This window comes from Maribacter polysiphoniae, assembly GCF_003148665.1.
GTDB classification, from domain to species: domain Bacteria; phylum Bacteroidota; class Bacteroidia; order Flavobacteriales; family Flavobacteriaceae; genus Maribacter_A; species Maribacter_A polysiphoniae.
Genome location: NZ_QGGQ01000001.1, coordinates 345,539 through 359,159 on the forward strand (window position 1 = coordinate 345,539; position 13,621 = coordinate 359,159).

Below are 13,621 nucleotides of genomic sequence, written 5' to 3' on the forward strand. Positions count from 1 at the left end.
AAGTAGCGTTATGCTTCAAATAGATTTAAAAGAGAAAAAAGCTTTGGTTACCGGGGGAAGTATGGGAATCGGAGCGGAAATATGTAAACAACTGGCCAATTGCGGTGCGGATGTTTTTATCAACTATTACAGCAACAAGGAGAAAGCGGAAACCTTGGTCAAGGAACTGGATGAAGCATATGGCGTAAAAGCAGTCTGTGCAGGGGCCAATGTTGCCGATTCGAAGCAGGTAAAGGAAATGTTCCTTAAAATGGATAATGAATTAGGCGGTATTGATATTCTTGTGAACAATGCAGGAACCGAATCCATCCACCATGTATTGGATATGGAAGAAAAGGAATGGGATAGGGTCATGAATACCAACCTAAAAGGTCCTTTCCTTTGTTCCCAACAAGCCGCCCAAAGAATGGAGCTCAGTGGAGGTGGGGTCATCATCAATATATCCTCCATTCATGATGTGGTACCGAGAAAAGGGTTAATACACTATTGTTCGGCAAAGGCCGGTCTTAAGATGTTTTCCAAATGTTTGTCCCTGGAACTTGCGGATAAAGGTATTCGAGTGCTTTCCATCGCCCCAGGAGCTATCGAAACCAATATGAATCGGGAAGAGATTGGAAAATTCGGGAAAGACAAGTTTGAAAAATGGATTCCACAGGGTCGAATTGGGGAAGTATCCGATGTGGCTAATACCGTAGCTTTTATGGCAAGTGATTTGGCTAGTTATGTAAATGGTACGGACATATATATTGATGGTGCATATATGAACCATACAATCCAATATGACCCACGTCCACCAAGAAGAAAAGATTAGATTATTAAAGGAATTCTGAGCGAATTTTGTGGATTTAACAGGTAATGGATATTGAACTATAATACATATAAATTAGAATGGCCTTTTCAACTTTTTTTATTGGCAGCTATACCCAATTTTTATCTCCTGAAATTGTAGGCTCAGGCGATGGGATCACTACAATGCAACTGAATGAAGAATCCGGAGAATTAAAAGTCTTACATACAAAAAAGACATTGAGTCCCAGTTATTTGGCAATAAGTCTCGATAAGAAATATTTGTACTGTAATACCGAGGTGATTGAAGAAGATAATCCCGTAGTTCAGGCATATCGCATTAAGCGCGATTTTTCGCTGGAGTTGATTAATGAGCAACCTATTCAGGGTGGTTGTCCTTGTCACATTGAGGTTTTAGGCAATAGGGTATTAGTCGCCTGTTATGTTTCAGGAAACATGCTGGAGTATCCTTTGGGTAATTCTGGGGAATTAAAGGAATGTGTCAATAATTTTAAGCATTCAGGAACAAGTATTAATTCGGAAAGACAAGAAGCCCCACATGCACATCATGTGGCTGTTCATCCAAATAAAAAGGAGGTGTTTGTATGTGATTTGGGAATAGATAAGATTAAAGCCTACGAATTCAAGAATGGTTTTATAAATCCAAATAACCAAAAAGATATTGATGTAACTGAAGGAGGAGGTCCGCGACATTTGGTATTCAAAAGCGAAGGTAATTTGGCATATGTAATCAATGAGCTGACCAGTGCTGTATCAGTATTGAAAAGCTATGATGGTAAATTCAAACAAATAGGGTCTTATCAGTCATTACCGGATTCTTATCTAGGTCTTCCAAGTGCTTCAGCAATTAGAATCCACCCTAATAACAAGTTCTTGTATGTTGGAAACAGACAATTTGATGGAATCACGATTTTCAAGATTGCAGGTGAGGAACTAGAATTGATCGAATATCAAAAAACAAAAGGCGAAGAACTAAGAGAGTTCAATATTTCACCCAACGGTAGATGGCTGATAGCGTCTCATCAAAATTCAAATGATACTGTTGTATTTAAAATTGGTAAGGATGGCGATTTAGATGAGGTTTATAGGACACAAGAGATAAAAACACCGGTATGCGTGGCGTTTTTTTAATGAATTTTACCCTTTAGAATAGAAAAAATGAAACTAGGATTCGGATTATATAGACATATGTTGAATGAGGACCATTATAAATTCGCCAAACAATGTGGAGCCACACATCTCGTAATTCATTTGGTGGACTATTTTGGCCACAACAAGGATAATGCAGACCAGCCTATTGGAGGTAAGGACGGTTGGGGAAAGGCAGGTAGCCCAAGTGATATCTGGTCATTGGAGGATCTTTTGGCCATTAAAAAAGAGATCAATGATCACGGTTTGGAGTTAGAGGCCATTGAGAATTTTGACCCCGCCCATTGGCACGATATCTTATTGGATGGCCCTAAAAAAGAGCTTCAAATGGAAAACTTGAAGCAACTTATCCGCAATGTGGGTAAGGCAGGTATACCCATTTTTGGTTATAATTTTTCATTGGCAGGGGTTGCAGCAAGAAACCAAGGGCCTTATGCTCGGGGGGAGGCCGTTTCTGTAGGTATGGACGGTGGGGATGATACACCCATTCCCAACGGTATGGTTTGGAATATGGTTTATGACGAAAATGCCCCAGAAGGTACTTTGCCAAAAATCGACCATGATGAACTGTGGAATCGCCTACAGTATTTTTTGGATGAGATCCTGCCGGTTGCCGAGGAAGCAGGTGTGAAAATGGCAGCCCACCCGGATGACCCACCAATGCCCTATGTTCGCAACACACCAAGATTGGTTTATCAACCCAATATGTACCAGAAATTGATAGACATGAAACCTAGTCCATCAAATAATTTGGAGTTCTGTTTAGGTTCCATAGCAGAAATGACCGAGGGCGATGTTTATGAGGCTACGGATACGTACAGTAAACAGGGTAAGATCGGTTATATCCATTTTAGAAATATCGTAGGGAAGGTACCCAATTACAAAGAGGTATTTGTGGATGATGGTGATATTGACATGTTCAAAATCTTAAAAATCCTTAAGAAAAACAATTTTGATGGTGTGTTGATCCCCGACCACACCCCACAAATGACCTGTGATGCCCCATGGTATGCGGGAATGGCGTATGCTATGGGATACATGAAAGCGGCTATGTCGCTTTTAGATTCAGAAGACCTTATCTAGATCATTATGCCATATTATTTATTGACAATTGGAAAATAGACAAACAATGAAAAGAAGAAAATTTATCAAGGCGACAGGTGCTTCCGCAATTGCGGTTACGGGAGTATCCCCTTTATTGACATGGGCTTGTAGTGAATCTAAATCAAGTGATACTTTATTGAAAGAACAGGCCTTGTTAGCTTTTAAAAGATTTGAAGAGGTATGGGATTTTCAAGATTTCTGGAAGAGAGGTAATACGTTTGATGCTTGCTTGGTATTTGTAGATGCTTTACAAAAGCGTTGGTCAGAGGATAAAGAGGTTGTAGCCATTCAAGAAAAAGTGGGCAAAATGCTGGAGGAAAACCTAACTTTTTTCAACAGTTACGACCCAGGAACTCTTTGGGCAGACGACTTTGGCTGGTGGGGCCTTATGGCACTCAATGCAAGAAAACATCTATTACGAACAGGGAATAAGGAACTTGCCGATAAGTATTTAAAACTATCGACCGACCTCTGTTGGGAATACAAAAAGAAAACGGCTTATGATCATTCCGAAACGGGTAATCCTGTTTTGCACGGTTGTAGAAATGGAGACGCCAATGGCGATAGTCTAGGCGTTAAAAATACGGTTACCAATGTGCTGCTCTTTTTGCTCTCATCACGAATTTACCGCCTATCATTGGCTGAAAGTTGGCCTGATAATGAAAAATATCTCAATATGGCCTATCGTCAATGGCTCTGGTTTAATGAGTGGTTCGAATTGGATAGCTATCAGTATTTAAAGGAATTGTCCACTTCCGGCGCTTTGGTACAGGAGCGTCCCATGGCATTTGTCGAGGGATCTACCTATCAGGATAAAATACATCCACCTTGGGCCGAAGGTTGGGTTTGGACAGGTGACCAAGGGATGTTGGTTGCCGCTTTGACCGATATGTTGGCGATAAAAAATGAGTTGTCCATATACCTCACCACAAAAAATAGTGATGCCGAATTTGATGTAAAGGCCTATGAGTCAAGATTAAGGGACTTGATAAAATTGATAGGCCAAGGTGTAAAAAACGCCTTGATCGCCGATGTTGATGGTATTATACGTGAAGCGCCATGTTTATCAAGTTTTGGTCCCGAACATGGTAGGGACTACCTCGCCGGTCGCGGAATTATGATGCGTTATTTGGGAAGTGAAGAAGAAAGGACGCTTATCGATGTTGATGTATCGGAAAACATAAGGAAAACGGTAAAAGCTATTTGGGAAACCCGTGATAAAACCAACAATCAATTTCGAGCGGAGTTTACCAGCCGTGAGAACGATGCGCTTTATGTTGGGCAGTTCCGGGAACTATGGGGCTTGGCAGATGATGTACATGAATGGGATATTAAATCAATGAAAGAAAAAAATAAATTTGGTGTTTGCCAATCTATCGGTTTGGATGCATTGGGGGCGGCACTTCTTTTAAGTTAATTTAAGGCAGAAATATGAATTTCGAAAAGAACGATATGATACCAAAACCAAATACCAAACGAATTTCTTTACTACTATTTTTAGCCTGCTGTATTCAAGTATCGACGATACAGGCACAGAAAGTCAACACCCCCGCAGATCCTGAATATTATGCCATGGACAGGGAGGATATCGCTTTTGATGACGAACAGGTAATATTAGCAAATTATAGGGGATTTGTATCACCCAGACAGTACAGCGTAACACAATTTACCAATGTATGGTTTTTGCCAATCGGCGCACCGCGCTACGAATTCAATCTAAACTTTTTTGATAAGGGAACAGGTCGTTTAATAGAGGATGACGTTCCAACAAAATGGAAATCATGGATCGATGATGGGGGTAGCTATGACCCTTTGGGCTCAAATTTTCGCCCCAATTCCCCATCGATAATGGTTACCCAGGATGAAAAATGGCAACCCAACCAATATGAGCGTACGGCGACATTCCATAAAGAATATAACAAGAAATGGGTTAGTTTTTCAGCTAAGAGTTGGACGAATGTCTCTTTTGATGATGATGAGGTTTTTATAAAATTAAAGCTTACCAATCGTAATTCGAAAGATTTGGAAATGACCTTGATTCCAAACCAAGTGGCTGAAATATTGGAATGTCATTTTAAAAAAGGGTCGACAAAAGTAGATTCACTTGATGCTTTTACCATTGGAAGCGAAGTGGCCCATGCACGTGTTTCATCTTCGATCCAAAAAACAAGTGGTAATGGGTTTGAAATAAGTATAGCTCCCGGAAATACGGAGACCTATTATTTTGCCATTAAATTCTATGAACCCCAAAACGGAGCGCCGGAAATTTCCCAGTCAGATATTAAGGAGCGTATGGAACGTGCAGATAAAAAGACACGGGAAATGTTGTCTTGGGCCTATGATAAACTCCCGAAATTTACAAGCTCAAACAAGCAACTGGAGGAGTATTATTACCGTTGTATGTTGTCCGTTTTAATGAGTCGTTATGAAAATCCAAATTTCATTTCCGATGTGTTTTGGGCGGTTGGTACGTGGCCCTATACAATTAGTTGGGATACTTCCTATACTTCGGATGTCATCGCAATGTTAGATCCGGAAAGTTTGAAAAGTGCGATCCTTACTGATTTTGAACAAGTACAATTGAAAAGAACCTATGTCGGTTGGAACGGAGCACATTGGGATATTCTATACATTCAAGAACCATTTGCACTTCAACTCATGATTGAAGCCTACATACGCCATACTGGGGATTATTCCATTTTTAATGAAAAAGCGGCAGGTGTAACCGTATGGGAATGGATGCAACGCTGGGTAGATGAACTTCAAACCAACTATACCAATGAATTAGGACTTATTGATGTCGGATATAACACTGAAAAAATAATTGAGATCCGTACCGATGGTTATAATCATGCCGTACCGATCACCAATACCTTGACCATTGACTTGTTATATACGATGTCTGATTGGGCAAAAAAGAGAAACGAGAAGAAATTAGGGCAAACATATTTCAAGGATGCCGAAAAACTGAAAGGCCTTGTAAACAAGTACATGTGGAATGAAGAATTGGGCTGGTTCGACAATTACTATCCAGATGGCACCAAAGGCACCATATGGACCTATCATTTATTCGATCTCTTGGGAACGGATTTCCTGCCAGACCATCAAGCGTATCGTTTGGTAAGTCATTTACAGGAAGGGGAATTTCTTGGTAAATACGGCGTGTATTCCATTGCTCGGAGAGATAGTGTGCATTGGGATCTAATCGACTCGGATTGGGGAGGCGGTGGCCAGTATGCAGGAATGCCGGGTCGTATTTCCCGTAACCTATACCAAAAAGGATTTGCAGGTAAAGGTTGGGATGTCTTAAAGCGCAATATCAGGTACATAGACCATTTTCCGTATTTACCTCAAAATCCTCGTATTGATACCGCCGAACAAGACCGTTCTTCAATGCCTTTACAAATTTCTGCAGGGGCAGGAATGGAAGCCATTGTCTTTGGCACATTTGGAGTAAATATGGGAGAAAAAGAATTGACCATAAAACCTTTTAATCACGAAGATATCGGTGAAGCAACACTAACTGATATCAGATGGAAAGGCAGAAAATTCGGGATTCAATTGACCCGTAAAACATTTTCGGTTTATGAAGGTGGTAAATTGATTGCTACTAAATTTTATGGGGAAGAAGTGGTTGTTCAATAAACAATCCGGGTACAGGAATTATAAATAATCAAAGATTGATACGATGAAAACCAAACATTTACCAATACTGTTATTACTATTTATTTTGGCGCCTATGGTACAGGCCCAAGAAAATTATTTAGCGGGTTATGAACAAAAAGTCAGTGGAACCGATTTTACGTATCACTCCCCTTTTTCCTATAGGGAAAAATGTCTTTTGACCAGAGCGCGGGCCGATGTGCCTCCTATTGCTTGGAAGACAGAAGTTGTACCCAATGATTATTCAAAAAAAACCGTATCCTTCATATGGTTGTATGGGATTGGCGCAAAGACCCCTTCCAATAAATTCGATCTTTATGTAAATAAGGAAAAAGTAATGACGTTTTCGTCTCCCACCAAGAATGAGGAAGTACGTACCTTGTCGGGTAAAGACGGGATTCAATTGGTATTTAACCGCTCAATGGTAGATACGAACCGTGATGAAATGGGTACTGCGGTATTAACGATTCCCAGTAACTATTTCACACTGGGAAATGCCGTTGAATTAATGGTTGATGGCGTGGACAATCACAGCAATGATTGGTTTATGACCTTTGACAAGGTGCTGAGTGAAGACATCAAATCAAAACAGCTAAAAACAGTGACCAAAAAAGAGGGTTCGCTGTACCATACGGTCCGGTTTGAAATCGTGCATTTGAAAGCACCTACCAAGGCAAGAATTACCACTTCGGATCTAACACAGAAATTTGATATCAAAACGGGATTTAATGAAATTGATTTACTTATTCCTGCAGTAACAACTCCAACAAAGGTTGACGCGGAGCTGCGTATGGGCAAAGTGAGGAAGCAAGTTGGTTTTAGGGTTGAACCTGTTAAGGAATGGACCATTCATTTAGTGCAGCATAGCCACACCGATATTGGCTATACAAGATCACAGACCGAGATTTTGACCGAGCATTTACGTTTTATTGATTATGCCCTTGATTATTGCGATCAAACTGATGATTACCCAGATGAAGCCAAATTTCGATGGACATGTGAAGCCGCTTGGACCGTTCGTGAATATTTGAAAAACAGACCCAAAGAACAAATAGATCGATTGCTTCAAAGAATAAAAGAAGGGCGGATAGAAGTGACCGGTATGTTCTTCAATTTTTCGGAGATCATTGATGAAACCGCTTTGGCCATGCAAACACAGGCACTGAACCATTTTAAGGAAAGGGGTATCGATGTAAACACGGCCATGCAAAATGATGTGAATGGCATAGGTTGGGCCATGATCGATCTGTACAAGAATACAGGCATTAAATACCTGACCATGGGTCAGCACGGGCATAGGGCACAGGTTCCTTTTGATAAACCGACCTCTTTTTGGTGGGAGTCTAACTCGGGTAACCGTCTCTTGGCTTATAGAAGCGAGCACTACATGCATGGCAATGCGTTAAGCTTAACCTCAGGGGAGTTAGATCAATTTAGGGCCAATTTATCCCAATATCTTGATGGACTGGAAGCAAAAGGGTACCCACATGACAGGACGGCTTTTCAATTTTCAGGATACCTGACCGATAATTCACCCCCTTCCACCAAGGCATGTGATATTGTTAAGGAATGGAATCAAAAATACGAGTGGCCCAAATTGAAACTATCGCTGGCAAGTGAGTTCATGGTTTATTTAGATAAAAATAAAGGTGATGACTTGCCTGTTAAAAAAGAAGCGTGGCCCGATTGGTGGACCGACGGTTTCGGTTCTGCTTTTACAGAAACAAAAACGGCAAGAACGGTACATTCGAATATGATCGCAAATATGGGACTCTTGTCAATGGCGAAGTTCATGGGAACCGCGCTTCCAGAAAACATTACTGGAGACATTGAAAAAGCCTATGACGAATTGCTATTTTATGATGAGCACACCTTCGGTGCTGCTGAGAGTATTACGGATCCTTTAATTGAAAATTCGGTCATACAGTGGGGACAAAAATCGGCATATGCATGGACGGCCTTTAAGGAATCCAGTTTAATCCAAGAAAAGGCTTTGGGGTTAATGCAACAACACATCCCTAAAGCCAAAGAGCCTACCATAGCGGTTTTCAACACGTTGAATTGGGAGCGCTCAGGATTGGTCAAGGCCTATATAGACCATCAGTTGTTACCATTGGGCAAACCCTATAAAATATTGGATACCAAAGGGAATGAAATTGCTGTGCAAAGGATATCCAGTAGGGCAGATGGCAGCAATTATCTGTTGTGGGCACCCAATGTTCCCCCAATGGGTTATGCAACTTTCAAAATTGTTTTGGAAGAAGGGAAAAAGCAACCAAAACAAAATAAGGAAGTAGAAGGGCCAATTCTTGAAAATGAATATTATCGTATTCAGATCGATTCAAAAAGAGGAGTGGTAACTAGTTTGTTCGATAAGGAATTGAATAAAGAATTGGTCGATTTAAACAGTGGGTATAAGTTAGGTGAATTTGTATACGAACAACCGGATAACCGGGAATCGATGGAGCGTCTTACCAATGCGAATAGGGATACGGTTTATGTTCCGATAAAAAAGAAAATGTCCGGTTTATCCGAGATAAAGGTTTCGGGTATAAAGGAAACCCCGTTATGGAGCAGTATACATATTAATGGGAAAAATGAGGAATGCGCCGATTCAAGGGGGGTTAATTTTGAAATAAAATTATATAAAAACTCAAAACGGATAGAATTCTCCTATGACATGGTCAAACGTGGGCATACTGCTCCTGAAGGTGTTTTTATTGCCCTTCCTTTTCGTATGAAGGATAATGATCAATTGGCTTTTGATGTACAAGGAGGGATTGTAAATCCAGGTATGAACCAATTGGAGGGTACTTCAGCCGATTGGAACGTAATACAGAACTTTGCGGCGGTTCAAAACGATGAAGCCCAGATTTTATTCAGCTCCAATGATGTTCCGCTGGTCCAATTCGGGGATATCAATACCGGTAGATTTTATTATAAGCACAAACCTGAAAATCCACATATTTATTCTTGGGTACTCAATAATTATTGGACGACCAATTTTAGGGCCAGTCAAGAAGGTGAAATGAAATGGAAGTATTATTTGACATCATCCAAAGATCGTTCTAAATCTTTTGCCACCCGATTCGGATGGGAAAGTAGGGTGCCAATGCTTTCCCGGGTCATTCCACCAAGTAAATCAAACAAGGCCAATAGTACGGTTTCCAAATCTTTATTGGATTTTGATCTGCCCAATTTAATTCTTGTCAGTGCTAGGCCTTTACTTGGTGATAAAGGGGTGCTCCTTCATCTGCGGGAAACAGAAGGGGATCATGCCATTCTTGATGTTCCAAGATTGCTTGGGCAAACCGGGGCGGTTAGAGCCGTAGAGACCAATGTACTGGGGGAAGAAATCAAGGAGTTGACCAAACCATTACTTATAGAGCATTACGAAACTCGATTTGTATTGTTGAAAATGTTATAGATCATAATAAGTACGATGAAATTTAGAATGATAAAGGATTTGGTTTGTATTGGAGTTAGTTGAGATGAAAACCAAGGGAATAAGGATTTGTAAGATAGTGGGTATTTGGAATATGTAGATACAAGAGTAGGTACGGCAGCCAGTATAGCCGATATTACGGTTACCGTGGATGAAGAGCCAATGGGGTACTTTTCCCCTATTGTAAGGGATCTATCAGCGCTTACCCAGTGGACGCCCCAAACCGCTAAATGGCCAAACCTCATTATTACTCCGTACAATTGGATGATTACAACATAAAGGCGGAGTTTACAGCGGCAGCAAAAACGGGATTCTTCCGCGCCGTATCGATTGAATTTTTTCCGTGAAAAACAGCCACTATTCATCGGATATCTAGATAATACGCAACAAATGGACAAGGGATTTTTCTCCCATTGTCCTTTTTTCGATTTAAAACCGCTAAATGTTACATATGCAAAAGCTTATGTTACATATCAAAAAAGGGTACAATCCACTCCGAACTACTTTTACAATGTTCTATAAGTTCGCTGTTATCAAATAGAGGAACGAACAACACAAAACTCCCCCATTAACGTATCATTTAATAACTATTAAAACAGTGATTATGAAAAAATTAAAGGGAATTTCAAGACTTTTACTCCTTATTTTGATTCTTGGTTTGGGAGGATGCTCTGCTGAAGATGGGGCTGATGGACTACAGGGGCCTCAAGGTATTCAAGGGCAGGATGGTGCCCAAGGTATTCAAGGTGAACAAGGACCGCAAGGGGAACAAGGGCCGCAAGGTGAACAGGGAGAACAAGGTTTGAATGGAGCCGACGGGGAAGATGGCAATGCCAATGTCATTTATTCAGATTGGTTCTATCCAAATTGGAATGAATTTGACGCTCCAAGAGCCAAGCGAATGATCGTAACTGACCCTCTATTTGGAGAAAATTATGATGAAGGTGTAATCCTTTTTTATTGGATTACCAATAACGGATCTACATTTCTTGTTCCTTGGAATTCATATAGCACAATTACAGGGGAATTAAAAATTTCTAGATCAATGAATGTTAGGGGTACATCCGGCGATGTATGGATAACCATTAGAAGATATGATCGGGATTTTGAAATTAGGGATACGTATGGTCGGTATGATAATATAACCTATAATAGACTTAGGTATGTTATAATCCCCGGCAATATAACGGCAGGCGGGAAGTCATCCTTGGATTATAACGATTACGAAGCGGTAAAGGCATTTTACAATCTTCCGGATTAATACCCACTACCAAAAAACACATCAGATGAAAAATCTTATTTTATTATTTATATCCATTGTATTTGGATTTCAGGGTATTGGTCAAACAAAAAAGATGACTCCGTTTAAACCAGACCAACATGGGTTCAAGTTCGATAACACTTTTAAGAATATTTTTATTGACGCTCTGGATTGGAGAACAGGAGGGTTATGTGGCGGTATGGTGTACACTGCCCTGGATTATTACAAAACCCGGGGTAGATCAATTCCCAAAACTATTTATAGGCCAACTGAAGGCAGTCCCTTGCAGCGTTATTTATATGATCGACAAGTTACATCACTTACTTCCAATCTTGATAAATGGGGCGAAATCGGTTTTAATCCGGACGGTGCTCGAAACAGTGAATTTTTTAATTGGGGCATTGAGAATAAAAGAGGCAGTAGGATTAATGAGTTGCGCTCTTATATAGATCGTGGCATTCCTGTGCCTTTGGGAATGCAAAGTGTGGGTGAGGAGGAAACAGACCCAGGCAATCATCAAATATTGGCCATCGGTTACGATTTTGGCTCAGCACAAGATCTTGCCAGCGGAAGTTACAAGCGTAAAATGAAAATTTATGTTTATGATCCAAATTTTAATGGGGCGATAAAAACCCTGGTACCAAACTTTGAACAGGAAACATTCTTTTATCTGGAAAACCCAAAAAAGAGATGGCGCACCTATTTTGTAGATAAGAACTATCGCGCAAAAACTCCAATAAAAATCTCCCTTACAGATTATCCGAACGACGGAAAGATACATGAACTTGTATTTGAATTTGGTGTGGGTGGAGACGATTTGAGGGGAGGGAATGACAATCTTAACCTTACTTTAAACTATCATGGTTCAGCCCCACAAAAGGTTTATAACGTTAACAAGGGAAATAAATGGATAGACAATTATTCGCAGTTTATCACAGTTCCCCTTAAGACCCCTATTGCCTTAAACAAGATAAAGTCAGTAGAGTTGCATACCATCTCCGGGAACGATAATTTCAATTTAAATAAATTGAAAATCAATGCTAGGGGATATAAGGTGAACAGACGCATTTATGAAAAACTGGGTGCTCCGCTAAAGCGTTTTACAGGGAAAGACAAAATTTTTAGGGTACTTGTCAATCCTAACCCTCCTACAATTGCCCTTTCTAGAGTCAACCTTGGAACAGGTAAGACAGGGGTTAAACCAACCCCTACAGGTAAGAAGAAAATCGATAAGTTAAGATTATGGATAAGAACGGGTGATGATGATCTAAGGGGAGGTAATGACAACCTGAATATTGTGATTCATTATGGAAATGGAAGAAAGCAAGCGGTGAACAATGTGAATAAAGGAACGCGCTGGAAGGATAAGAGTCTGAATTCGGTGGATATTTCATTAAACAATAACATCTATGCCATTTCAGAGATTTCCCAAGTAGTGCTCCAAACTACATTTAGAGGAGGTTTGGGAGGAGATAATTGGAACCTCAATGCCATCAGAATTGAAGCGCGCAGTGGCAATACTGCGGTCGGAAACTATTATGAAAGAGGGGTAGACGACAAGATATTACACAGGTTTACAGCCAATAAAAGAACCTTTACCGCTAGGCGATAAAGGCGATAAATCAAAAAATATAACCACAAAAAATATAATATGGGAACAATTAAAACAATCGGTGTTCTAGGTCTTTTAATGCTGTCTTTTGCTTGTAGCAATAGCGATGACGATAACGATTCACCCGAAACACCTTCAACAGCGAATTTACTGATTTCAGGAAAATGGTATTTAGAATCCAAAACACCAAACGATTTTTCAGCTTGTGAAAAAAACGGCTCACTTCAATTTCATGATGATGGCTCGGTTGAACAGGAAAACTATGAGGAAAATTCTGGGACCTGCGAGGCTACAGATCTTAATAGCGCTACATACACATTAAGTGGTTCGTCTTTAGTGATCACATTTGGTTCTGATACTATTACAACAACTATTAATAGCATTACCGATAGTGAGCTTTCAATAACGGATTCAAATGGTGATACCATTATACTTGATAAAACACAGGGATGAAAAACTAAGTGCTTATTCTAGTCAGATTGCTCTTGTATTGAGAATATACTACCGCACGGGCAACCATAATGTAGTTGACATTGAGAATAAGCACGGATTGTCAGGTTTTTATAAGGAGAAAGAATTT

The 13,621-nt window shown here is 40.2% G+C and carries 11 protein-coding genes; all 11 read left to right on the forward strand.

Annotated features, from left to right (window positions below):
* Positions 1-10 precede the first annotated feature (10 nt).
* The 11 genes from LX92_RS01415 (at position 11) to LX92_RS01455 (ending at position 13,494) form a co-directional block, all read left to right on the forward strand.
* On the forward strand, positions 11-811 hold the full coding sequence (locus LX92_RS01415; protein WP_109648487.1) for an SDR family NAD(P)-dependent oxidoreductase: 801 nt from the start codon (positions 11-13) through the stop codon (positions 809-811).
* A gap of 77 nt (positions 812-888) precedes the next feature.
* Positions 889-1,938, forward strand: a complete 1,050-nt coding sequence (locus LX92_RS01420; RefSeq protein ID WP_109648488.1) for a lactonase family protein — start codon at positions 889-891, stop codon at positions 1,936-1,938.
* Between the two features lie 27 nt (positions 1,939-1,965).
* On the forward strand, positions 1,966-3,039 hold the full coding sequence (locus LX92_RS01425) for a mannonate dehydratase (protein WP_109648489.1): 1,074 nt from the start codon (positions 1,966-1,968) through the stop codon (positions 3,037-3,039).
* 46 nt (positions 3,040-3,085) lie between these two features.
* Entirely contained in the window at positions 3,086-4,477 is a 1,392-nt protein-coding gene (locus LX92_RS01430) for a glycoside hydrolase family 76 protein (protein WP_109648490.1), read from the forward strand.
* A gap of 35 nt (positions 4,478-4,512) precedes the next feature.
* Positions 4,513-6,705, forward strand: a complete 2,193-nt coding sequence (locus LX92_RS01435; RefSeq protein ID WP_146197785.1) for a glucosidase family protein — start codon at positions 4,513-4,515, stop codon at positions 6,703-6,705.
* A gap of 43 nt (positions 6,706-6,748) precedes the next feature.
* A complete protein-coding gene (locus tag LX92_RS01440) occupies positions 6,749-10,150 on the forward strand; it encodes a glycoside hydrolase family 38 N-terminal domain-containing protein (RefSeq protein ID WP_109648492.1) in 3,402 nt (1,133 codons plus the stop codon).
* A 105-nt stretch (positions 10,151-10,255) separates the two neighbouring features.
* A complete protein-coding gene (locus LX92_RS22265) occupies positions 10,256-10,447 on the forward strand; it encodes a hypothetical protein (protein WP_146197786.1) in 192 nt (63 codons plus the stop codon).
* Complete coding sequence (locus tag LX92_RS23025) at positions 10,399-10,515, forward strand: hypothetical protein (RefSeq protein WP_394340334.1); 117 nt, start codon at positions 10,399-10,401, stop codon at positions 10,513-10,515. Before LX92_RS22265 ends, LX92_RS23025 begins: the two co-directional genes overlap by 49 nt.
* A gap of 257 nt (positions 10,516-10,772) precedes the next feature.
* Positions 10,773-11,429, forward strand: a complete 657-nt coding sequence (locus LX92_RS22880; protein ID WP_211315824.1) for a collagen-like protein — start codon at positions 10,773-10,775, stop codon at positions 11,427-11,429.
* Positions 11,430-11,454: 25 nt separating this feature from the next.
* Positions 11,455-13,041, forward strand: coding sequence for a cysteine peptidase family C39 domain-containing protein (locus LX92_RS01450; RefSeq protein WP_109648493.1), 1,587 nt, complete (start codon positions 11,455-11,457; stop codon positions 13,039-13,041).
* A 39-nt stretch (positions 13,042-13,080) separates the two neighbouring features.
* Positions 13,081-13,494 (forward strand): lipocalin-like domain-containing protein, encoded by a 414-nt coding sequence (locus LX92_RS01455; RefSeq protein WP_109648494.1) that lies wholly within the window; start codon positions 13,081-13,083, stop codon positions 13,492-13,494.
* Positions 13,495-13,621: the final 127 nt, after the last annotated feature.